Annotated in this window: 19 protein-coding genes and 1 pseudogene; 12 read left to right on the top strand and 8 right to left on the bottom strand. The window is 68.4% G+C overall.

What is annotated here, in order from left to right; genetic code table 11:
• Nucleotide 1 precedes the first annotated feature (1 nt).
• The 3 genes from gnd to dnaA form a co-directional block, all read right to left on the bottom strand.
• Complete coding sequence (gene gnd / locus ACYVIO_RS06170) at nucleotides 2-919, bottom strand: phosphogluconate dehydrogenase (NAD(+)-dependent, decarboxylating) (RefSeq protein WP_460649670.1); 918 nt, start codon at nucleotides 917-919, stop codon at nucleotides 2-4.
• A 48-nt stretch (nucleotides 920-967) separates the two neighbouring features.
• Nucleotides 968-2,113: a DNA polymerase III subunit beta gene (dnaN, locus tag ACYVIO_RS06165; RefSeq protein ID WP_460649669.1), complete on the bottom strand. Its 1,146-nt coding sequence runs from the start codon at nucleotides 2,111-2,113 to the stop codon at nucleotides 968-970.
• 520 nt (nucleotides 2,114-2,633) lie between these two features.
• The gene (gene dnaA / locus ACYVIO_RS06160) at nucleotides 2,634-4,622 is read right to left on the bottom strand and encodes a chromosomal replication initiator protein DnaA (RefSeq protein ID WP_460649668.1); all 1,989 of its coding nucleotides are present in this window, start codon (nucleotides 4,620-4,622) and stop codon (nucleotides 2,634-2,636) included.
• Between the two features lie 650 nt (nucleotides 4,623-5,272).
• On the opposite strand from dnaA, the gene rpmH reads away from it, so the two are divergent.
• The 8 genes and pseudogenes from rpmH (at nucleotide 5,273) to ACYVIO_RS06120 (ending at nucleotide 14,813) form a co-directional block, all read left to right on the top strand.
• A complete protein-coding gene (gene rpmH, locus ACYVIO_RS06155) occupies nucleotides 5,273-5,410 on the top strand; it encodes a 50S ribosomal protein L34 (RefSeq protein WP_012924626.1) in 138 nt (45 codons plus the stop codon).
• 29 nt (nucleotides 5,411-5,439) lie between these two features.
• Nucleotides 5,440-5,802 (top strand): ribonuclease P protein component, encoded by a 363-nt coding sequence (gene rnpA, locus ACYVIO_RS06150; RefSeq protein ID WP_460649667.1) that lies wholly within the window; start codon nucleotides 5,440-5,442, stop codon nucleotides 5,800-5,802.
• Nucleotides 5,799-6,110 carry a membrane protein insertion efficiency factor YidD gene (yidD, locus tag ACYVIO_RS06145; protein ID WP_363670482.1) on the top strand — a complete coding sequence of 104 codons (312 nt, stop codon included), beginning with the start codon at nucleotides 5,799-5,801 and terminating at the stop codon, nucleotides 6,108-6,110. The genes rnpA and yidD overlap by 4 nt, the downstream gene beginning before the upstream one ends.
• Nucleotides 6,111-7,100: pseudogene (gene yidC / locus ACYVIO_RS06140) on the top strand (membrane protein insertase YidC); the annotation flags it as partial. It abuts the gene before it with no gap.
• 322 nt (nucleotides 7,101-7,422) lie between these two features.
• Nucleotides 7,423-7,941, top strand: a complete 519-nt coding sequence (locus ACYVIO_RS06135; protein WP_460649666.1) for a Jag family protein — start codon at nucleotides 7,423-7,425, stop codon at nucleotides 7,939-7,941.
• A gap of 15 nt (nucleotides 7,942-7,956) precedes the next feature.
• Complete coding sequence (rsmG, locus tag ACYVIO_RS06130) at nucleotides 7,957-8,628, top strand: 16S rRNA (guanine(527)-N(7))-methyltransferase RsmG (protein WP_460649665.1); 672 nt, start codon at nucleotides 7,957-7,959, stop codon at nucleotides 8,626-8,628.
• Between the two features lie 677 nt (nucleotides 8,629-9,305).
• Nucleotides 9,306-10,241, top strand: a complete 936-nt coding sequence (locus ACYVIO_RS06125; protein WP_460649664.1) for a ParA family protein — start codon at nucleotides 9,306-9,308, stop codon at nucleotides 10,239-10,241.
• Nucleotides 10,242-13,853: 3,612 nt separating this feature from the next.
• Nucleotides 13,854-14,813: a ParB/RepB/Spo0J family partition protein gene (locus tag ACYVIO_RS06120; RefSeq protein ID WP_460649663.1), complete on the top strand. Its 960-nt coding sequence runs from the start codon at nucleotides 13,854-13,856 to the stop codon at nucleotides 14,811-14,813.
• A gap of 284 nt (nucleotides 14,814-15,097) precedes the next feature.
• Here ACYVIO_RS06120 and ACYVIO_RS06115 read toward each other — a convergent pair whose 3' ends face one another.
• The 4 genes from ACYVIO_RS06115 to ACYVIO_RS06100 all read right to left on the bottom strand — a co-directional run bounded on the left by ACYVIO_RS06115 (nucleotide 15,098) and on the right by ACYVIO_RS06100 (nucleotide 18,712).
• The gene (locus ACYVIO_RS06115; protein WP_460649662.1) at nucleotides 15,098-15,451 is read right to left on the bottom strand and encodes a DUF3817 domain-containing protein; all 354 of its coding nucleotides are present in this window, start codon (nucleotides 15,449-15,451) and stop codon (nucleotides 15,098-15,100) included.
• Nucleotides 15,448-16,305 (bottom strand): SURF1 family protein, encoded by an 858-nt coding sequence (locus ACYVIO_RS06110; protein ID WP_460649661.1) that lies wholly within the window; start codon nucleotides 16,303-16,305, stop codon nucleotides 15,448-15,450. The genes ACYVIO_RS06115 and ACYVIO_RS06110 overlap by 4 nt, the downstream gene beginning before the upstream one ends.
• A 7-nt stretch (nucleotides 16,306-16,312) precedes the next feature.
• On the bottom strand, nucleotides 16,313-17,260 hold the full coding sequence (locus ACYVIO_RS06105) for a D-alanine--D-alanine ligase family protein (protein WP_460649660.1): 948 nt from the start codon (nucleotides 17,258-17,260) through the stop codon (nucleotides 16,313-16,315).
• Between the two features lie 141 nt (nucleotides 17,261-17,401).
• Nucleotides 17,402-18,712 (bottom strand): aminotransferase-like domain-containing protein, encoded by a 1,311-nt coding sequence (locus ACYVIO_RS06100; RefSeq protein ID WP_460649659.1) that lies wholly within the window; start codon nucleotides 18,710-18,712, stop codon nucleotides 17,402-17,404.
• A gap of 199 nt (nucleotides 18,713-18,911) precedes the next feature.
• On the opposite strand from ACYVIO_RS06100, the gene ACYVIO_RS06095 reads away from it, so the two are divergent.
• From ACYVIO_RS06095 to ACYVIO_RS06080, 4 genes are read left to right on the top strand one after another with little or no spacing between them, the layout of a single operon-like run.
• Complete coding sequence (locus ACYVIO_RS06095; protein ID WP_363670468.1) at nucleotides 18,912-19,088, top strand: hypothetical protein; 177 nt, start codon at nucleotides 18,912-18,914, stop codon at nucleotides 19,086-19,088.
• A gap of 31 nt (nucleotides 19,089-19,119) precedes the next feature.
• Nucleotides 19,120-19,788, top strand: a complete 669-nt coding sequence (locus ACYVIO_RS06090; RefSeq protein ID WP_460649658.1) for a GNAT family N-acetyltransferase — start codon at nucleotides 19,120-19,122, stop codon at nucleotides 19,786-19,788.
• 34 nt (nucleotides 19,789-19,822) lie between these two features.
• Complete coding sequence (locus ACYVIO_RS06085; RefSeq protein ID WP_460649657.1) at nucleotides 19,823-20,218, top strand: DUF2784 domain-containing protein; 396 nt, start codon at nucleotides 19,823-19,825, stop codon at nucleotides 20,216-20,218.
• Between the two features lie 30 nt (nucleotides 20,219-20,248).
• On the top strand, nucleotides 20,249-20,893 hold the full coding sequence (locus tag ACYVIO_RS06080) for a permease prefix domain 1-containing protein (RefSeq protein WP_460649656.1): 645 nt from the start codon (nucleotides 20,249-20,251) through the stop codon (nucleotides 20,891-20,893).
• Here ACYVIO_RS06080 and ACYVIO_RS06075 read toward each other — a convergent pair.
• On the bottom strand, nucleotides 20,890-21,216 hold the full coding sequence (locus ACYVIO_RS06075; RefSeq protein ID WP_460649655.1) for a PadR family transcriptional regulator: 327 nt from the start codon (nucleotides 21,214-21,216) through the stop codon (nucleotides 20,890-20,892). The genes ACYVIO_RS06080 and ACYVIO_RS06075 overlap by 4 nt on opposite strands.
• Nucleotides 21,217-21,253 lie beyond the last annotated feature (37 nt).

The raw sequence follows: 21,253 nt of genomic DNA, 5'->3' as shown, positions 1-21,253 counted from the left end.
CTCAGTGCTTGATCGGAGGCGTGGCGTACGACGGGTCCTCGGCGCCCTTCACCGCGTGCCCGCCGAACTGGTTGCGCATCGCGGCGATCGCCTTCATCGCCGGGGAGTCGTCCTGCCGGGACGCGAACCGCGCGAACAGCGACGCGGCGATCGCCGGCACCGGGACGGCGTGGTCGATCGCGGCCTCGACGGTCCACCGGCCCTCGCCGGAGTCGTCGGCGTACCCGCGGATCTTGTCCAGGTGGGTGTCTTCCTTGAGCGCGTTGACCATCAGGTCGAGCAGCCAGGACCGGATCACCGTGCCCTCGCGCCAGGAGTCGAACGCTTCCGGCACACTCTCCACGATGTCCGCGGCCTCGAGCAGCTCGAAGCCCTCGGCGTACGCCTGCATGATCGCGTACTCGATGCCGTTGTGGACCATCTTGGTGAAGTGCCCGGCGCCGACCTTGCCGGCGTGCACGAAGCCGAACTCACCCTCGGGCTTGAGCGCCTCGAAGATCGGCATCAGCGTGGCGATCGTCTCGGAGTCTCCGCCGACCATCAGGGCGTAGCCGTTCTCCAGGCCCCAAACACCACCGGAGACCCCGACGTCGACGAACTTGATGCCCTTCTCGGCCAGCTGCTCGGCCCGGCGGGTGTCGTCGGTCCAGCGGCTGTTGCCACCGTCGATGACGATGTCACCCGGGGAGAGCAGGTCGGCGAGCTCGGTGATCACCGGGTCGATGGCCTGGACCGGCACCATCACCCAGACGACCTTCGGCTGACCGTCGGCGGTCAGCTTGCCGATCAGGTCCGCGGTGTCCTTGGCGTCGGAGATCTCCTGGTTGTGATCCAGGCCGATCACCGTGTGTCCCGCGTTGCGGATCCGCTGGCGCATGTTGCCGCCCATCTTGCCGAGACCGACAAGCCCGAGCTCCATCGTGAAATCCCCTTGTTCTGTTGGCTTTTCCCGCCTGACTGTTGCTGGTCAGCTGTTCAGGCGGACCGGCATCAGCACGTACCGGAACTCGCTGATCGGGTCACCGTCGAAGTCCCTGACCCCGGTCAGCTCGGCCGGCTTCGTCGCTTGGGTAAACGCCAGATGCGCCACCGGTGTTCCGATCGCGTTCAGACCGTCGAGCAGGTACGTCGGGTTGAAGCCCACGGTGACGGGTTCGCCGACCACGCGCGCCTCGATCGACTCCGACGCCTGCGCCTCGTCACCGCTGCCGGCGTCGAGCGTGACCGAGTCCTCGGAGAACGTCAGCCGGACCGGCGCGTTGCGCTCCGCGACCAGGGCGACGCGCTTGACCGCCTCGACCAGGGTCGCGGTGTCGAGCCGGACCCGGGTGGCGATCGCGGAGTCGGTCGGGATGATGCCGCGGACCTTCGGGAACTCGCCGTCGAGCAGCCGGGTGGTGGCCCGCCGGTTGCCACCGGAGACCTCGCCCTCGAAGCCGACGATGCCGTCGCCACTGCCGGGCGCGGCCAGCGACACGATGATGTCGGTGCCGGTCATCGCCTTGGCGGTCTCCGACAGCACCCGGGCCGGGATCAGCGCGGCGGCCGAGGCGTCGGGGGAGTGCGGGTTCCACTCGAGCTCGCGGATCGCCAGCCGGTAGCGGTCGGTGGCCAGCAGGGAGATCGTGGATCCCTCGATCTCGACCCGGACACCGGTCAGCACCGGAAGTGTGTCCTCACGCCCGGCCGCGGTGACCACCTGGGCGACCGCCTGGGCGAACACGTCGCTCCGGACGGTGCCGCTGGCGGCCGGCAGGTCGGGCAGAGCCGGATATTCCTCTGTGGGAAGCGTCTGGAGCGTGAAGCGCGAGCTGCCACAGGTGACCTGGGCCTTCGCGCCGTCCACGGCGATGTCCACGGGCTGGTTCGGCAAGCTCTTGGAGATGTCCGCGACCAGCCGGCCGGAGATCAGGCACTTGCCGGTGTCGGCCACCTGGGCCGGCACCGTGACGCGCACGGAGGTCTCGTAGTCGAAGCCGGACAGGGTGATCTGCCCTTCCTCGGCTTCGACGAGAAGTCCGGCGAGGATCGGGACGCTGGGACGGCTGGGCAAGCTGCGCGCGGCCCAGGCCACCGATTCGGCCAGTACGTCGCGCTCGACGCGAAACTTCACCGCTGGGTGCCTCCTGATTCGGCTGTGTGCCAGGCAGATCCTGCCACGGACGGATGTGATGTGTGTCCACCGGGCTTGACGCGGCGGTTCGCCACATCTCGCACCGACAGCCTGACAGGTTCCACCGACACTGCCCAGCACCGGGAGGCGAGGGGTCGGTGAAGGGCCGAAAAACGGAGTTTTCCCCAGGTTGGGCCGCTCGAACCATTTGTGGACTTTGGAACCTCTATAGATTCCATAAGGTTCTTCGCACCGGTGGATAGTGTGGAAAAGCCGCGAAACCGCAGGTCAGAGTGCAAATGACCCTGTGCGTGAGGTGTGGACGAAATCGGGCTTGCCTGGGGACGCCTGGGTACGACGAGATCTGTCCCCACAGCGAATCCACAGCGAAGTGCCCTTCGTCCACCGGGATACCCACACTTATCCACAGCTGTGTCCCCAGGCTGTGTGGTTGTCCGGACCGGGTCGAAACGCTCGGCGGACCTGCTGTTCGCCGTACCGATCGACCCGGCCGGCGGGGTCATTGCTGCTTGGCCTGGTGCTTGATCCGGTTGGTCAGCTCGGTGACCTGGTTGAAGACGCTGCGCCGCTCCGACATCAGCTGGCGGATCTTCCGCTCGGCGTGCATCACGGTGGTGTGGTCGCGGCCGCCGAACTGCTGGCCGATCTTGGGCAGCGACAGGTCGGTCAGCTCGCGGCACAGGTACATCGCGATCTGGCGGGCCGTCACCAGCACCCGGCTGCGGCTCGAACCGCACAGGTCGTCGATCGACAACCCGAAGTACGACGCGGTCTGGCCCATGATCATGCTGGCCGTCACCTCGGGCTTGCTGCCCTCGGGGATCAGGTCCTTCAGCACGATCTCGGCCAGGCTCAGGTCGACCGGCTGGCGGTTCAGGCTGGCGAAGGCCGTCACCCGGATCAGCGCGCCCTCGAGCTCACGGATGTTGGTCTGCACCTTCGAGGCGATGAACTCCAGCACCTCCGGCGGCGCGGTCAGCCGCTCGGTGGCCGCCTTCTTCCGCAGGATCGCGATCCGGGTCTCGAGGTCTGGCGGCTGGATGTCGGTGATCAGGCCCCACTCGAACCGGTTGCGCAGCCGGTCCTCCAGCGCCTCCAGGCGCTTCGGCGCCCGGTCGGAGCTGATCACGATCTGCTTGTTCGCGTTGTGCAGGGTGTTGAAGGTGTGGAAGAACTCCTCCTGGGTCTGGATCTTGCCTTCCAGGAACTGGATGTCGTCGATCAGCAGTACGTCGACGTCGCGGTACCGGCGCTGGAACTGGGACGCCTTGTCGTCGCGGATCGCGTTGATGAAGTCGTTGGTGAACTCTTCGCTCGACACGTACCGGACGCGGGCGCCGGTGTAGAGGCTGCGTACGTAGTGGCCGATCGCGTGCAGCAGGTGGGTCTTGCCCAGTCCGGAGTCGCCGTAGATCAGCTGCGGGTTGTACGCCTTGCCCGGTGCTTCGGCGACCGCGACGGCCGCGGCGTGGGCGAAGCGGTTCGAGCTGCCGATGACGAAGGTCTCGAAGGTGTACTTCGGGTTCAGCCGCGCCTCGCCCTGGGCGTCGTTGGTCGGCGTGCCGATGAGTGCGGACCCGTTCGGCGGCGGGGCGACCGACCTGGGCGGCTGCTGGTGACCGATGCCGTAGCCGTTGCCCTGGGCGTACTGCTGCTGGTCGTGCTGCTGAGGCTGTTGCTGCTGGTGAGCCGGCTGCTGCTGGTGCTGCTGCTCGGGGGCCTGGTGGTTCTGCGGCTGCTGGGTCTGGTGCTGCTGGGTCTGGGGGTGCTGCTGGTTGATCTGGTCCGGGGCGGTCAGCTCGGACTGGATCGTCGGCTGGTAGGAGCCGTCGTTCTGTACCGGCTGGCTCTGCTGCGGCGGCTGCTGCGAGTGGGCCTGCTGGGACTGGTCGTGCTGAGGCTGTGACTGCTGCTGGTTCTGCTGACTCTGCTGCTGCGAGTACGACTCGTTCTGCTGGAGCTGGCTCTGCTCGTACCGGTTCTGCCCGAGCGGGCTCGGCTGGAAGTGCACCGGTGGCTGCTGCTGGTGCTGGCCGAGCTGCTGACCCTGCTGCTGGTTCGGCTGCAGGTGGCTGGGCTGCTGCTGAACGGGCTGCTGGTGAGTGGGCTGCTGGTGGTTCGGCGGCTGGTACTGCGGTGCCGGCTGCTGGAACGGGTTCTGCTGGCGGACCGGCTCCGGCTGGGGCGCGGGCTCGCGGAGCTCCGGGTCCAGCGACGGGTCGACGGTCACCGCGATCCGGATATCCCGGCCGAAGCTCTCGCTGAGGATCCGCTCCAGGTCCGGACGCAGCCGGGTCTCGAGCTGGCCGCGGGTGAAGTCGTCCGGTACGGCGACGATCGCGGTGCTCTCGTGCAGGGTGACCGGGCGGCTGTTGGTCAGCCAGGCCCGTTGGTTCGGGGGCAGTCCGGCGAGTACCCGTGTCCAGGCCTCGTCCAGATCCTTGACCTCTGCCCTGCCGTCCGCACTGGCGGACTGGTCCTCGACCACGCGTTGCTCCCCGAATCCATCGCTGCGGTGGCCGGCCCGTCCGGGCTGTGCTGCTGCCCGGGCCGGTGCGACCTCGTCCCGATCACCGGCAACTGCTGGTGCGCCCGGTGGCCGCACTTCGCAATCGCTGGTCTCCTCAACCGGGTTTTCCTCATTGTCCACACGGTTGTCCACAGTTGTGAACGAAGCGCGGACCAGGTTGGTTACCGGTTGGGGAAAGTGGGACCTCTGGTGTGAAGGGCTGACGCTAACAAGTCCCGTCCCGCTGCTTCAAGCCGTCATCCACAGGCTATGCACGGCAAATTGGGGGCAACCTACGGCGTGTCGAGTGGACGCCGAGGCGTAGTCGTGGTTGTCCTGTCGCGGTCGGTAGTCGACCCGATCAGGCAGTCACGGGTCCCTGACGGTGGGTTTCGTCCACAAGCCTGTGGAAAACTATGGGGACGGCTGGTTTGACCTGTCCACAGGCCGCCACGTACCGTGGATCGGTCGGCACAAAGCCGGCCGTTTCGTGCTGCGCTCCAGAAGGACCGTCTGTTTGTCGGCGTCATGTTGACTGGGTTCTGGGTCGGTGTGCAGGACCTGCACCATGGGGCAGATCTACCAGTGGATTTGTCGACAATCGTGATCGAGTAACCGGAGTCATTCCAGTGAGCAAGCGGACCTTCCAGCCGAACAACCGTCGTCGGCACAAGAAGCACGGCTTCCGTCTTCGGATGCGCACCCGCGCGGGCCGCGCGATCCTCGCCTCCCGTCGTGGCAAGGGCCGTCAGCGCCTCGCGGCCTGAGGTCCGCCGGCCGACGCGGTGACCACCTCGTGCTGCCCCCGTCGCACCGGCTCCGCCGGTCCGACGACTTCCGCCGCGCCGTCCGATCGGGACGGCGGGCTGGTCGGCGTGCGGTGGTGGTGCACCTGTTGCGCGGATCCGGCGTGGTCGCCGGGACCGCGGACGACGCTGCTCGTGTCGGATTCGTGGTGAGCAAGGCGGTGGGCAACGCGGTTGTACGTAACCGTGTCCACCGCCGGCTGCGTGCTGTCCTGGCATCGCGGCTCCCTGATCTGCCGGCCGGCAGCCTGACCGTCGTACGGGCCCTGCCCGCGTCGGCCACTGCGTCGTACGACGAGCTGGTCGCGGACGTGGACGGCGCCCTGCGGCGCATCCTGGTGGACTCTCGATGACGTTCTCGCCCGTGAAGTACGGGCTGATCGGGTTCCTCAAGCTCTACCGGAAGGTCGTCAGCCCGATGTACGGGCAGGTCTGCCGGTTCTACCCCAGTTGTTCGGCGTACGCCCTGGAAGCGGTCGAGCGGCACGGCGCGGTGCGCGGTAGCTGGCTGGCGGCGAGGAGACTCGCCCGCTGCCACCCGTGGAACCCCGGCGGCTACGACCCCGTTCCACCCACAGATGTCGACCAGCGCGGAGAGTCCCTCTCCGCCAACCAGCCCGGATCGTCGACCGACGCCGGGCCTGTGCAGCGAGGTGCCTGAGTGATCATTCCCCTGGCCATCCCCGAGCTCGCCTTGTGGGACGGGATCGTCGATCTGTTCAACACGGTCATGACTCCGCTCTACTGGGCTGTCTCGGCACTGCTGGTGGGGTGGCACTGGCTGCTCTCGCAGGTGCTGGACCCGAACGGCGGCTGGGCCTGGGCGCTGTCGATCGCCGGCCTGACGATCGTCATCCGGACCCTGCTGATCCCGCTGTTCGTGCGGCAGATCCGCTCGAGCCGGAACATGCAGCTCCTGCAGCCGAAGATGAAGGAGCTGCAGAAGAAGTACGGCCACGACCGGGAGAAGCTCGGTCAGGAAATGATGAAGCTGTACAAGGACACGGGCACCAACCCGTTCTCCTCGTGCCTTCCCCTGCTGCTCCAGTCGCCGATCTTCCTGGCGCTGTTCCGGGTCCTCGACTACGCGTCGAAGGGCCGGACGCACGCCAGCATCATGGACCCGTACGTTGCGTCCCTGCAGCACGCGAAGATCTTCGGCGCCGAGATCTCCCAGACCTTCCTGAAGGCCAACGGCGACGGCGCGACCAACGTCAAGGCCGTCGCGATCGTGCTGATCATCCTGATGACCAGCACGATGTTCATCACTCAGCTGCAGCTGATGCGCAAGAACATGCCGAAGGAGGCCCTCGAGGGCCAGGCGGCGCAGATGCAGAAGATCATGCTGTACGTCTTCCCGATCTTCTTCCTGATCGGTGGCTTCAACTTCCCGATCGGTGTGCTCATCTACTGGTTCGTCTCGAACGTGTGGACGATGGGCCAGCAGTTCTACGTGATCCGCCGCAACCCGGCCCCGGGCACCCCGGCCTTCGACGCGATGGAAGCCCGCAAGCGCGAGCACAACCGGCGCGCGGGCAAGCCGGAGGACACCGGCCTGGCCACGGCGGAGGCCGACGGCGAGAGCGGTTCGGACCGTCGTCCGGCCCAGCGGCAGCAGCCGAAGCGGCAGTCCCGCAGCGACCGCAAGACCGGCCCGGTGGCCGGTCCGGGCGGCGTACAGGACGAGCCGAAGGCGTCGAGCAACGGCCAGCAGGCCTCGTCCTCCTCCTCTTCCTCGACTCCGGCTCCGGCCAAGAAGGCGCCGGCCGCGAAGAAGGCCCCGGCCGGCGGTAAGCGCCAGCCGGCCGCCAAGTCCCGTGCGCAGCGGACCGCCCAGCAGAAGGCCGGGCAGAAGAAGTCCGGCGGCGGTACGCCCCGCAAGACCGACAGCTGAGCCACCGGCCGCTGTACATCCCTGCTTTTGTACGAACCGGGTCCCCGTGGGGCGGATCTCGAACCGTGAAGGAGTGGCCGTGAGCGACGGCATGCAGAACGAGTCGGCGGAGAAGTCCACCGCGAGTGGTGCGGACGAGCGTCTGAAGGCGTTGGAGGCCGAGAGCGACATCGCGGCCGACTACCTGGAGGAACTGCTCGACATCGCCGACCTGGACGGCGACATCGACATGGACATCGACGGCGACCGCGCCGCGGTGTCGATCGTCGGTGCCGACCTGAGCAACCTGGTCGGTGAGAACGGGAAGGTGCTCGAGGCGCTGCAGGAGCTCACCCGGCTGGCGGTTTACCGGGAGACCGGTGAGCGGTCCCGGCTGATGCTCGACGTGTCGAACTACCGCGCGAACCGCAAGGCCGAGCTGGAGAAGGTCGGCAAGAAGGCCGTCGACGACGTCCAGGCGTCCGGCAAGCCGGTGCGGCTCGACCCGATGACGCCGTTCGAGCGCAAGGTCGTGCACGACGTCGTCGCAGCGGCGGGCCTGACCAGCGAGTCCGAGGGCGAGGAGCCGCGTCGTCGGGTCGTCGTCCAGCCGGCCTGATGTCGTGTACTGCTCGTGACTGGTGACGTTTCACGTGAAACCCCGCCGCTCGTGGAGGAGCTCTTCCCCCGGGCGGCGGGCCGGTTGTCGGAGTACGCCGAACTGCTGGCGACCGAAGGAACCCTGCGTGGCCTGATCGGCCCGCGGGAGGTGCCGCGTCTGTGGGACCGGCACCTCCTCAACTGCGCCGTCCTCGAGCGGCTGATCCCGGAGGAGTCCACGGTCGCCGACATCGGCACCGGGGCCGGCCTGCCCGGGATCGTGCTCGCGCTGGTGCGCCCCGACCTCCAGGTCGCGCTCGTCGAGCCGCTGCTCCGGCGCACCACGTTCCTGGAGGAGGCAGTGGAGCAGCTCGGCCTCGAGAACGCCTCCGTTGTCCGTGCCCGCGCTGAGGACCTGCGCGGTACGACGTACGACGTGGTCGCCTCGCGCGCGGTCGCGCCGCTGGGGAAGCTGGCCGGCTGGTGCCTGCCGCTGCTCGACGAAGGTGGCCTGATGCTGGCCATGAAGGGCGAGTCCGCAGAGGACGAACTGGCCGGCGCCGAGGGGGAGTTGGAGGCCCTGGGCGCGGAAGTTTGGCACGTTCATCAACTCGGCGTCGAGGAACTGGCCCAGCCGACGACTGTCGTGAGTATTGTGGCCGGACGTGCTGTGCGGGGATCCCAGCACAAAAGACGCGGGAGGTGAACGGGTTGGTGAGTCGCGCCGTCGGATGGCCGGACAGGAGCACGGGGGAATCCCGTACGACCGAGGGGATCGGCTGGCCGACAGACCCCGGCACGCCCGTCGTTCGCATCACCACCCAGCCCTCGACCCCGGCAGCGCCTGAACCGGCCGCCGCCGCTCCGACGCCGTCAACTCCGCAGCCGCCCACGCCGGAGTTGTCCACAGCCGCTTCCACAGCACCCGCCGCTGTCGCCGCTGCCGTGGCGCCGTCTGTTCCCACGCCTGCTCCCACAGTGGCTGCACCCGCTCACTCTCCGGCCGACGCTGCCCCTGCTCCGGCGGCGCCCGCTCCTACTCCGGCCGCTTCCACTTCCGCTCCGATCGATCCCGCTCCGGCTCCGGCCGTCGACGCGGACGAGCGGCCCTCGATGCTGCAAGCAGCTGCTTCTTCGCTCGGCCTCGGAGCAGCCCGCGCGACCTCGGTGACCGAGCCTGTTTCACGTGAAACAGCGCCGGCGCCGACCTCTGACGAAGAGTTCCCCGAGTCCCCACCACCTGTGGATGACTACCCCCTGGAACCCGCCTCCCACGCTCAGATTCATCCACAGGCCCCTGTGGACAAAGCTGGGGAGCGACCGGCTCCGACCCCGACCGACATCCTCTTCGGGCCACGTCCCGTACCTCTTGGAATGGGCGCCATGACTGCCGCACAGATCGCCGCGCGGGCCACCTCGGACGAGCTTCAGCGACGACTCCTCGAAACTCCGATCGCCGCCGCCACCGAACGGACCCTGCTCGTGAACGAAGGACGCACGATGGGCCGCGAGTTCCCGCTGCCCGCCGAGACCCGGGTATTCGTCGTCGCCAACCAGAAGGGCGGCGTCGGCAAGACCACCACCACGGTCAACGTCGCGGCCGGTCTGGCCCTGTACGGCGCGCGCATCCTGGTGATCGACCTCGACCCGCAGGGCAACGCGTCGACCGCCCTGGGCATCGAGCACTCGGAGGGCACCCCCGGTGTCTACGAGGCGATCATCGAGAACGAGCCGCTGAGCAAACTCCTCCAGCCCTGCGAGGAGCACCCCGGCATCGTCGTCATCCCGGCGACCATCGACCTGGCCGGCGCGGAGATCGAACTGGTCAGCATCGTCGCCCGCGAGAGCCGCCTGAAGAAGGCCCTCGACGCCCACCTGGCGGAGACCGAGGCCGCCGGCGAGAAGTACGACTACGTCTTCATCGACTGCCCGCCGTCCCTGGGCCTCCTCACAGTCAACGCCCTGACCGCGGCCCGCGAGGTCCTCGTCCCCATCCAGAGCGAGTACTACGCCCTGGAAGGCCTCTCCCAGCTCCTCCGCCACATCGAGATGGTCAAGTCCCACCTGAACCCGACCCTCGACGTGTCGACGATCCTGCTCACCATGTACGACGCCCGCACCAAACTCGCCGGCGAGGTAGCAGCCGAAGTCCGAGGCCACTTCCAGGACGCCGTCCTCCGCACCGCCGTCCCCCGCTCCGTCCGAATCTCCGAAGCCCCCAGCCACGGCCAAACAGTCCTGGCCTACGACCCGGCCTCCGCAGGAGCCCTCTCCTACCTAGAAGCCTCCCGAGAAATCGCCATGCGAAACAACGCCTGACCCCCACTCCCCAGAAGGCCCGGACCCCCAAGGTCCGGGCCTTCTCCCGTTCCACGTGAAACACCCACACCAGCCCCGCGCTGCACCACGCCCCAACTCCCGTTCCACGTGAAACCCAAGCCACACAAAGCCACTGATCTATCCCGGCCACCGTTCCACGTGAAACCACCGCTCCGGGGATCCGCAGACCTCGCCACGGTTCGGCTCCTAACCGACGTCGATTGCGCCGCCGCCCCAGGCCCCACCCCCCACGCCGACCGCCGCCACCTGCGCCGACCGCGCCGCCACCCTCGCCGAACCGCGCCGTCACCCGCGCTCACCAGCGCCGCCCTGCGCTGTCAGGCGCGCCGCCTTTGCTACCACCCGCGCCGAGACCACCGACCTCGCCCACCTGGCCGTCATCCACGTTCCACGTGAAGCCCCACGCCCCGCCCAGATCCGACCTCGAGGGGTGGACCCCGAGTGCCATGACGCCGAAGCACGAAGTCCTGCGAGTCGGATGGCGGGGCCGCACCAACCTCGTGCCTGAGGTACGCGAACCTCGGCCCGAGTACCTGGTCGCCCCGGCAACGATGCACGCAATCGACGGATGGGGAGCCGGCCTCCACGGCCCAGCTGCCAGATGGATCAGCCGAGACCCCCGCGGAAGGCACGGGGCAGCAGGAGCGCTACTCCAGCAGGCGGCGTGTCAGGGAGGGCGGTCAGCGCGAGACGCACACGAACCCACCCACTCCAACCCGGCGGACGGGAACCCGCACAACCGAACTCCCACTACCAGACGGTCTGGCCGAGACACCTGCTGAAGGCCCAGGGCAGTAGGTGGGCTACTCCAACAGGCAATGTGACGAGCAGGATGGGCAGAGCGAAACGCACACGAGAGCGCCGCCCGCTCAGCATGTTCCGGCTGTTCACCTGCGCGGCGATCTTCGACTCCATCAGGCCCTCTCCAATCCCAACCTCGAGGCCAGCGGGGGAGCAGCCCTGGGTTGGAGCTATTGCGAGCCCGGCATCCCGCGAGCCCGCATCAGCGCACGCCCAGCGTCAGCGCACACCCTTGCGTCAGCACCCCGGCCTCTGCTCGAGCCCGGCCTCTGCACGAGCCCGGCGTCTGCACGAGGCGACGAGACGAGCGCGCCGACTTGCAGATCTGGCGCCCAGTGAAGTGGGACCGCGGCATCAATGCGAGCACCGAGGAACGGGCGAGGTCGGCGGGGTGCTGAGCGAGCTCGCGGCCGGCTCCCAACTACGGTCCGGCCGCCAGAGCCCCATGCCCCCACGCCCCGACGCGGCCACGGCCGACGGGGGTGGCGACACGGGTGGCGATGCTTTGCGAGTTGGTCGGGACGGCGACAAGCCGGCCGTCGGTTCAGTACACGTTGCGAGAGGCGCGGCCCACGTCGTCTGTTGCCGACACCCGTGCACACGCGGGTCTGATGCCGGCAGTCCCACCGGTGCCGTTGGACTCGCGCGCAGAACGCGCCCCGTTCGACCAGGGCGTACGGCGTCCCGACACGAGACCTCGCCTTCGCCCCTCGCCTCCGACTGCACGACTGGACCGAGCTCGGCCTAGCCGCTCCGGAGTGCTCACCGAGCTGGCCTCGGTGTGCGCCACACATCTCGGTCACCGCGATCTGGAAGCCCAGCCCGACCGAAGACGATGCGCAACACGCACCGACGAACCGACCGGTATTCGACAGAGGTTCGGCCAGGCCCTCAACGGGCCCTGTGGAGTGAACGTCTGAGCGGTGATCGCGACCCACTTGCAGAAGACCGCGTCCACCGTGGATATACCCGCGACGCGATCGTCGACCGGCGCGCCAGCCGCGGTCTCCCCTTCCCGTGTGGCGTTCCAGAGCGTCATCTCGAACGACGGACCGACGTCACTATGCCGTCGAGCAGCTCCATCCCGGCGACGGCTGAAGGCACCTCCGGCTTGGCACCACGAGCGGCCGCGCCGCCGGACCCGCCGAGGTTCAATCATCAACGCGGCTCACGGCGCCCGACCCAGCCTGGTGGAGGGCATGGGGGACGCCCGCGCCTGGGGGGTCCGTGAGCATCCAGATCTAACGCCTGCCGGGTTGGCATGATCGTCGACAGAGCCAGACGGCGTACGGCGAAGAAGACCGATCTGAGCGACGATGACGACGCCGGGGGAGACTCCGATCCCGTAGGACTGGGCGAGATATGGCCCGTTGCCCGTTGCCCGTTGCCCGTTGCCCGTTGCCCGTTGCCCGTTGCCCGTCGCCCGTTGCCCGTTGCTGTTTGGGACGACCCTCTCTCCACAGGTTCGGTTGTCTACGGACGCCTTCTCGCATACCGCTGATGGCGGGGCATGGGGCTGCACGTTGGCTTGGCGGGGCGAGTGGCCGGGCCGGCAGTCGCTGTGTGGGTCTGTCGAGGGCGCCCTCGCACGAGCCCGGGCGCGGGGCACTGGCGGTGATGGGTGGAGGAACTCGGATGTCTAATGTCCCGGGACGTTCGCTCCTGCCGGCGCCGCCACATGCCACGTCGTGCGTCGCACCTGCCGCGTCGTGGACTGCGGCCTGCCGCGCTACGGTCCGCAGCTTGCGGGGCTGGGATCCCGCGGCACAGGGTCTGGCGCAGTTCGACCCAGGTGCAGCGGACTACCGGGGCGACTTGGCTGCGTTCGCTACCGGGGACGTCCGGGTGCTGCGGACCACGGGCCAGTCGGTGCCATGCTTGATAGCTGCAGGGTGGAGGTGGTTGGGCTCTGGGGCAGCGTGTGAGGGCGAGCTGTGGTCGGCTGGTCGGGGCGACACGAGGTTTGCTCTCGGTGGACCATCGACGCCGAGAGGCTGCTCTTCGGTGGTCGCGGTCGCGAGGCCGGCACTGTCTAGTTCGGGCCAGCCGACCGGCGTTCTGGCCTCACCTAGGGCGCGGACTCGATGATCGGCGTATGTCGGGGCCGTGGGGGCGGCGTGGGTTCGGCGTGTGTTTCACGTGAAACGGGCTGATGAGGTCGATGGAACCCAGGGGACCGATGGAGCTCGATGGGGGTTCGCGCGGCGCCGTGTGCGGAGGAGGCGGTGGCGCTTCACCGGCTCGTGGCCTCGCGGGCCTTGTTCTCAGGAGGGCACACCGTCGGTTCGGTAGGGACTCAGGCTTGACGGGCTGCCTGCCGGGGGCTCTCTGTGTTGGTGAGTTCGTGTGGAGGGTGCGTTTCACGTGAAACTGCGGCGGCTGTTTGGTGGGTGGACTTGGGTGTATCTGTCGCGGGCGTGTGCGGTTTGCTGGGATAGGCGAGGCGCTGTTGTTGAGACTGAGTTGGCGATGCCGTTTTGGGTGGTGGGTGTTCCACGTGAAACGGGTGGTTGTTGGCCGCCGGGAGTGTAGTGGGGGCGGGGTGGGAGTTGCTGCCGGCGACAGGGGTGGCGGCGGGGCTGGAGGGTTGGTCTTGTTGGGGGTTGGCGCTGGGTGTTGTGGGGGTTTCACGTGGAACGGGGTTTGGGGGAGGCTTTGGTGCGACATGGTGGGGCGGGGGTGGTGGCTGCGGTGTCACCGGTTACCGTTGCGGTGGCTGGTGGTGGGGGAGGGTGGGTAGCTTCTCCTGCAGTGGTGGTGGATCCGGTGGTAGCTGACGCGAGGAGCGGTATGAATACCAGGCTTGGACGTGGACTGGGTGCTTTGATTCCTAGCAACCCGGGTCCCGGTAGCGCGACTCTCGGTAGCAAGTCGAACTCGATTCCGGGGGCGCCGCCGATCAAGCCGGAGATTTCTGCGGGGGCTGAGCTGGCGGCTGTGCCGGGGGCTGAGTTCGCGGAGATCGAGGTTGGGAAGATCACGCCCAACCCGAAGCAGCCGCGGAGTGTGTTCGACGAGGACGCGATGGCGGAGCTCGTGCACTCGGTGAAGGAGATTGGGCTGCTGCAGCCGATCGTCGTACGGCGTCTCGAGGACGACAAGTACGAGCTGGTGATGGGTGAGCGGCGGTGGCGGGCTACTCAGGAAGCCGGCCTGGAGACGATTCCGGCGATTGTGCGGGACACGTCTGATGACGTGATGCTGCGTGATGCGTTGCTGGAGAACCTTCATCGGAGTCAGCTGAATCCGTTGGAAGAGGCTGCTGCTTATCAGCAGATGCTCGATGATTTTGGTTGTACGCAGGAAGTGCTGGCCACCCGGATCGGGCGGTCCCGGCCGCAGATCTCCAACACGCTTCGGCTGTTGAAGTTGCCGGCTTCGGTGCAGCGGCGGGTGGCCGCCGGGGTTCTGTCGGCTGGCCATGCTCGCGCGCTTCTCGGCTTGCCGAGTGGTGACGCTATTGAGCGGCTGGCTCAGCGGATCGTTGCCGAGGGGATGTCGGTTCGCACGGTCGAGGAGATCGTTGCGATGGGCGACATGTCGGCCGACGATCCGACGCCGGCCCGTCGGCGGAACAAGCCGGTGGCTCCGCGGTTGGTGGATCTGGCGGATCGACTGTCCGACCGGTTCGAGACTCGGGTGAAGGTCGACCTCGGAAAGACCAAGGGGAAGATCACCGTCGAGTTCGCGTCGATCGACGACCTCGAGCGGATCGTCACGCTGATGGATCCCAACAAGCAGGCCGAGTAGCCGCACCACAGTTCGCCCCGGCCTGGAGCCGCCATCCGGTTGTACCGGTTGGCGGCTCGCTCTTTATAGGGGCCGACGGCCCCAAAACCGGTTCTGAAGGTCGCTGTGAGAGCGATTTCGGCCGATCGAGGTCGGCGACCCATGACGGCGAGGCGGCTTAGGATGCCGCTCACAGAACTTTTTCGGCCTCTGGAGACCGCTTCGCCAGGCCAGCAAGCCTGGCGAGATATGTCGACAAATTCATAAAGCGGTTTGCGGTGCGACTCGTTTCACGTGAAACGGGGTTAGCGGGCGAGGTCGTGGTGGACCTTGCGCTCGGCGTAGAAGCTGAGGAACGGGATGGTGCCGGCGAGGGCGACCAGGATCAGGCGACCAAGGGGCCAGCGGACCCGGCGCGCCAGGTCGAAGGAGAAGAGTAGGTAGACGACGTAGAGGAAACCGTGCAACGGGCCTACCACGTTCATGATCGCCGGGTTGTCGCCGAAGTACTTGAAGGGCATGGCGACGAAGACCAGGACGAGGAGCATGACGCCTACGACATAGGCGATGGCCCGGTAGCGCGTCAGGGCGCCTCGGGTGGCCGCGGACAGTTGCGGCTGGGTGGCGGACGGCGTGGCGGGATCTGCGGGGGAGGTCACGCAGAAACGGTACCGCTTGCATCCTCAGGGTTCGGGGGCTGGTGGTCGGGATCACCTGAGCGGTGGGTATCGAGGACCATCCGGCCCCACATCCACAGGGTGAAGGCCGCGAAAATCCACCACTGAAAGGCGTACGCGACGTTGCGGAGACCGGCGTGATCCGTGGGCGGCGACGGGGGCTCGACCAGGGCAAGGCCGGAGGCGGAGGTGCCGGCCGCCGGGGTGCTGGGGTCACCTGCAGTCTGTACGACGAAGGCGTCGTACACGCGGTAGTCGACCATGTGGACGATCGTCGGGATCCGCAGCGACTGCAGGACGCGGGTCTGGTTGACGTCGCCCGAGGAGTCCTGGGCTTCGGAGGAAGCGATGCCGCCGGTGAGAGTGGCGGGACCAGTGGGAGCCTTCGCCGCCGGGTCGTCGACCGAAGCGACCCAACCGCGGACCACCATGACGGCGCCCGCGCCAGATGAGCCGGTGTCGTTCAGCAGCAGGGGAGTGACGACCCAAAAACCGTCGCGGCCTTCATGGGCACGGTCGGACACGTAGATCTGATCGGCGGGCGACGCCCAGGTGCCGGTGACCGTGACGCGTCGCGCGACCGCGGAAGCCGGCAGGCCGGAGTCGATCGGGAACAGCGACTGCAGTGGCACCGCGGGGATCGCCGCGCGACCGGCGGTAGCCGCCGCGGTCTTCGAGCGGTAGACGTCGAGCTGCCAAACCCCCAGGACCGACATGACAGCAGCGATCGCCAGCGCCAGCAGGAGAAGCGCCGACCAGTGAGGGGTCAGTGCAGTCCGCCACACAGGGCGATCAGGAGCAGCAGGCACGGGATCAGTCGGCGGCGCAACGGTCATCTCGGACTCAACGAGCAGCGGCCGCGGCCAGCAGATCGCGGCACAGCACACCCAGCTCGATCCCAGCAGCCTCGGCGGCGAGCGGGACCAGCGACGTCTCCGTCATCCCCGGCGCCACGTTCACCTCGAGGAACCACGGCACACCGTCAGCGTCGACGACCAGGTCCGACCGCGACAGGTCCCGCAGCCCGAGCGCCTTGTGCGCCGTCACCGCCGCGTCAGCGCAAGCCTCTGCGACAGCAGCATCCAACCGAGCCGGTACGACGAACTGCGTTGCCCCAGCCGTGTACCGCGCCTCGTAGTCGTAGAACCCCGAGTCCGGCCGGATCTCCACAGCCGGCAGCGCCCGCGGCCCGTCGCCCGTGTCGACCACGGTGACAGCGACCTCGGTCCCGTCGACGTACCGCTCGATCAGCGCGACCGGCCCGTACGCGTAGCAGTTCACCATCGCGGACGGCAGCTCATCCAGCGTCCGCACGATCGAAGCGCCCAGCGCCGAACCACCCCGCGCCGGCTTCACGACGAGCGGCAGCCCGATCTGGCCGACGACAGCTTCCATCAACGCCGCGGCGCCGAGCTCGCGGAACGTGTCGTGGCCGAGTACCACCGACTCCGGCGACTGCAGTCCGGCCGAGCGAACCATCGTGCTCGCGACCGGCTTGTCGAACGCCGTACGGCAAGCAGCCGCGTCAGCGCCGACGTACGGGACGCCGTACAGGTCGAGCACCTGGCGCAGTGCGCCGTCCTCGCCGGTGACGCCGTGCAGGACCGGGAAGACCGCGTCGGGCGCGTCGTTGCGGAGGCGCTCGACCAGGCTCGCGTCGACGTCGCGTTGCTCGACCTCGACACCCACGCTGCGCAGGGCGTCGGCGACGCGTCGCCCGGAACGGAGCGACACGTCCCGCTCGTGCGACAGACCGCCGGCCAGTACCAGCACTCGACCCAGATCACTCATAGAACTTTCCCGATCACTCGTGGGCGATTCCGGCTCGGCGCCGGTCCCGAGGCCCATGGGAACGGTACCGCTACCCGCCGGCGGACCCACGGGCCGCCCGAAGATCCCTGCACGGATTTAGCGCGAGACCCCAGCCCCGCATCAGCTCAGCTCCGGACCCGGAGCGTCGTAGTCGTGGCCCGCGCCCGGCGTCAGCGGCCCGAAGGTCTGCCGCAGCTCGAGCTCCTCGTTGATCACCGCGGCCAGGCGCGCGACACCTTCGGTGATCCGCTCGGGCGTCGGGTGACAGTACGACAGGCGCATGCACTGCGAGCCGAAACCGTCGGAGAAGAAGGCCGTTCCGGGCACGTAGGCCACGCGCGCCGTGACCGCGCGCGGCAGCATCGCCTTCGCGTCCAGGCCTTCCGGCAGCGTCAGCCAGACGTAGAACCCACCGTCCGGCTTCGTCCAGGTCGTTGCCGCGGGCATCTTCTCGGTCAGTGCCGCGAGCATCGCGTCGCGCCGTTCGCGGTACATCTCGCGGAACTGCTTCACCTGCCCCATCCAGTCGTGCCGGGTCAGGTACGACGAGATCGCCAACTGGCTGAACACCGGTGGACACAGGGTCGCCGACTCCTGCGCCAGCACGAGTTTCTCTCGTACGGCGTGCGGCGCGACCGCCCAGCCCACCCGGAAGCCCGGGGCGAACGTCTTCGAGAACGATCCGAGGTAGATCACGCCCTCGCGGTCGTCGGCGCGCAGCGCCCGCCGCGGCTCACCGTCGAAGCCGAGCAGACCGTACGGGTTGTCCTCCAGCACCAGCAGGTCGTACCGCTGGCAGATCTCCAGCACCCGCCCGCGCCGCTCCGACGACAGCGAAACCCCGGCGGGGTTGTGGAAATTCGGGATCGTGTAGAAGAACTTGATCCGCTTGCCGGCCGCGCGCACGGCGGCGATCGCCTGCTCCAGCGCCTCCGGTACGACGCCGTCGTCGTCCATCGCGACGTGAACGACCTCACACTGGTACGCGCGGAAAACCCCCAGCGCGCCGACGTACGACGGCGCTTCGCAGATCACCACGTCGCCCGGGTCGCAGAACACCCGCGTCACCAGGTCGACCGCCTGCTGGCTGCCGACGGTGACCACCACGTCGTCCGGATGCGCGTCGATGCCTTCGAGCCGCATCACGTCGCAGATCTGGTCGCGCAGGGTCGGATCGCCCTGGCCGGAGCCGTACTGCATCGCGGTGGCGCCGTGGTCGACGACCAGATCACGCACCGCGGAGCCCACCACGTCGAGCGGGAGACCGCCGATGTTCGGCATTCCGCCGGCCAGCGAGACCACCTCGGGCCGGCTGGCAACCGAGAACAGAGCCCGGATCTCCGATGCGGTCATGCCCTTGGTCCGTGCTGCGTACCGGTCGACGTAGTTGTCGAGACGGGTCTGCCGGACGTCGGGCAGGTCTGCACTCACGGAGCGGCTCCAGGGACTCGAGGGGGAAGTCTCAAGGCTACGCCGTGGTATCCGGGCGCGTGGATACCGATCGGCGCTTCCTCTCACTACCATGCCTTATAGGGGCAGGTTCGACCATGCCGCGGACTGGCAGCTGAGACGGCGGCCGGTCACACCTCACGTGGCGCGACCTGGCAGCACCGCGGAAGGCAGGATCGGAATGAGCGTGGGCAAGGCGTTCGGTTTGGCACTCGGAGGGCTGGTTCTCGGCCTGCTCGCCGGGTTCGCGGGCGAGCTGTTCAGACGGCAGCCCGCCGCCAAGGTGCAGCAGCGGTACGTCGCACCGGAGGCGGCGGAGACTCCCGACGCACGGACGCCGGCACCGGCGGCCCGATGACCAGCACTCCGATGAGTCCCAGGGCCTGCTGATGGCCCGCCGGCTGGAACCGTTGACGCTCGCCAACCTCGGCGAGCTCCCGGCGCCGTGCCGGGCCTGCGTGTTCTGGGAGCTCGATCCGGTGGCCGCCCGGACGGCGGGCCGCACCGGTGACACCGAGCTGGAGAAGGAAGCCTGGCTGTCCCAGTTGCTGCTCGACTGGGGATCGGCGGGTTTCCTCCTGTACGTCGACGAGCAGCCGGCCGGGTACGTGATCTACGGCCCGGCGGCCAACCTGCCGCGGATCCAGGCGTTCCCGACGGCGCCGGTCAGCCCGGACGCCGTCGTACTGGCGACCGGGCGGATCCTGCCGCGCTACCTCGGGATGGGGCTCGGCAAGCTGCTCGTCCAGGCGGTGGCGAAGGACGTGCTCAAGCGTGGTTTCCGCGCTGTCGAGGCGTTCGGGGACACGCGCTGGGACGGGCCGGGCTGTGTCTGGCCGACGGACTTCCTGCAGGCGGTCGGCTTCGGCGTCGTACGGGAGCACCCGCGCAATCCGCGGCTGCGGATGGATCTGCGGTCGACGGTGACGTGGCGCAGCGAGATGGAGGCGGCCGTCGAGCGGGTCTGGGGTGTGATCAGGCCGGAGGCGCCGCCGCCGCGGCCGGTCACGGTGCGCGAGGTCAAGGAGCCCCAGCGGCTCAAGCACGCGCCCAGCTGAGACACCCGCCCGCCAGCACAGAAGGGTCCCGGCCATGATCTACCGCCTGCTCGCCGACCTGATGATGGTGCTGCACGGCGCCTTCCTGCTGTTCTTCGCGATCGGCGGCTTCCTGGCCTGGCGCTGGCCCAAGGTGATCTGGGCGCATCTGGCGGTCGGCGTCTACAACATCGTCAACGTCACGCTCGACTTCGCCTGCCCGCTGACCGGCGTCGAGAAGCACTTCCGCCGTGAGGGCGGCGAGGTGCCGTACGACGGCGGCTACATCGCGCACTACCTCGACGGCCGGATCTGGCCGGAGGGCGCCACACCGATCGCGGAGAAGGTCGGGTTCGCACTGCTGATCATCTCGTACGTCGGATTCTTCGTGCTCCGCAGCCGCCGCAAGCGCCGGGCAACCAGGGAAGGATCAGTGGTCACCCGGACGTGATCCGGGCGCAGGGTCCCCATACTGGTAACCGTGTCCAGTCCAGTCGACGTCTACATGGCCGACCTCAGCAGCGCGCTCAGCGGTCCCCGCCGGTGCCGCGCCGACCTGATGGCCGAGGCCCGCGACAGCCTGGAGGACGCCACCGAGGCGTACGAGGCCGGCGGGCTCCAGCGCCTCGAGGCCGAGCGGAGCGCGGTCGACGATTTCGGCGACCTGTCCGAGGTGGTGCCGGGTTACCGGGCAGAGCTCGGGATCGCGCAGAGCCGTCGTACGGCGTTGATGCTGTTCCTGGTGATGATCGTCCAGCCGATCGTGTGGCAGGAGGGCGCCTGGGCCTGGACGCAGCAGCCGGAGGGGACGACGCCGTTCCTCGACCTGCTCAACCAGTCGGTGAAGGTGACCGGTTCACTGTCGATCGTCGGAGCCGTCCTGGCCGTCGTCGGCACAGGACTCGGCCTGCGCTACCCGTGGTTGCGTGGCCGGGTGGCGCGGGCGACCGCGGTGTTCGCCCTGGTCAGCGCGGGAGCGGTCGGCGCGATCGCCTTTCTGATGGGGTTGTTCAGCACGGAGCTGGACGGCTCCAACTTGGCGGGGCTCGGCATCGTCGGCGGGTTCGTCCTGCTGCCGCTCCTGCTGGTCTCCTACAACGCCCAGCGCTGCCTGCGACTGGCCTAGGTGGTCCGGGGCTTCAGCACGCCCTCGATGACCGTACGGAACGTCTCCCACTCACCGCGCCCGTCCACGAGCATCTTCTGCCCGGCTGACGTCAGCTGGTACGTACGGCGCTTCCGCCCGCTCACCGTGCTCCACTCGCTGGCCAGGTAGCCCGCGCGTTCGAGCCGGCGCAGCGCGGGGTAGAGCGTGCCGGTCGGCAGGTCCACCGCGCCGCCGCTGCGTTCCTGCAGCGCCTCCATGATCGCGTAGCCGTGCAGGGGCTCGTGCTCGACGACCGCGAGGATCATCGGGTCGAGGTGTCCACGCAGCGCATCCGCCTTCATGTAGCCAGTCTACCCATACGGCTGCTACCGTCGTCAG

The sequence above is a fragment of the Kribbella endophytica genome, from assembly GCF_054781295.1.
Note: the sequence above shows the minus strand (reverse complement) of the source record. Positions and strands in the feature narration are given on the sequence as shown.

Bases quoted from the DNA above. Each gene is read 5' to 3' on its own strand.
- ACYVIO_RS06095 (WP_363670468.1), top strand. From the start codon at position 18,912: ATGAGCGTGGGCAAGGCGTTCGGTTTGGCACTCGGAGGGCTGGTTCTC.
- ACYVIO_RS06090 (WP_460649658.1), top strand. From the start codon at position 19,120: ATGGCCCGCCGGCTGGAACCGTTGACGCTCGCCAACCTCGGCGAGCTC.
- yidD (WP_363670482.1), top strand. From the start codon at position 5,799: ATGACGTTCTCGCCCGTGAAGTACGGGCTGATCGGGTTCCTCAAGCTC.
- ACYVIO_RS06110 (WP_460649661.1), bottom strand. From the start codon at position 16,305: ATGACCGTTGCGCCGCCGACTGATCCCGTGCCTGCTGCTCCTGATCGC.
- ACYVIO_RS06105 (WP_460649660.1), bottom strand. From the start codon at position 17,260: ATGAGTGATCTGGGTCGAGTGCTGGTACTGGCCGGCGGTCTGTCGCAC.
- ACYVIO_RS06085 (WP_460649657.1), top strand. From the start codon at position 19,823: ATGATCTACCGCCTGCTCGCCGACCTGATGATGGTGCTGCACGGCGCC.
- ACYVIO_RS06075 (WP_460649655.1), bottom strand. From the start codon at position 21,216: ATGAAGGCGGATGCGCTGCGTGGACACCTCGACCCGATGATCCTCGCG.
- ACYVIO_RS06120 (WP_460649663.1), top strand. From the start codon at position 13,854: ATGAATACCAGGCTTGGACGTGGACTGGGTGCTTTGATTCCTAGCAAC.
- ACYVIO_RS06125 (WP_460649664.1), top strand. From the start codon at position 9,306: ATGACTGCCGCACAGATCGCCGCGCGGGCCACCTCGGACGAGCTTCAG.
- gnd (WP_460649670.1), bottom strand. From the start codon at position 919: ATGGAGCTCGGGCTTGTCGGTCTCGGCAAGATGGGCGGCAACATGCGC.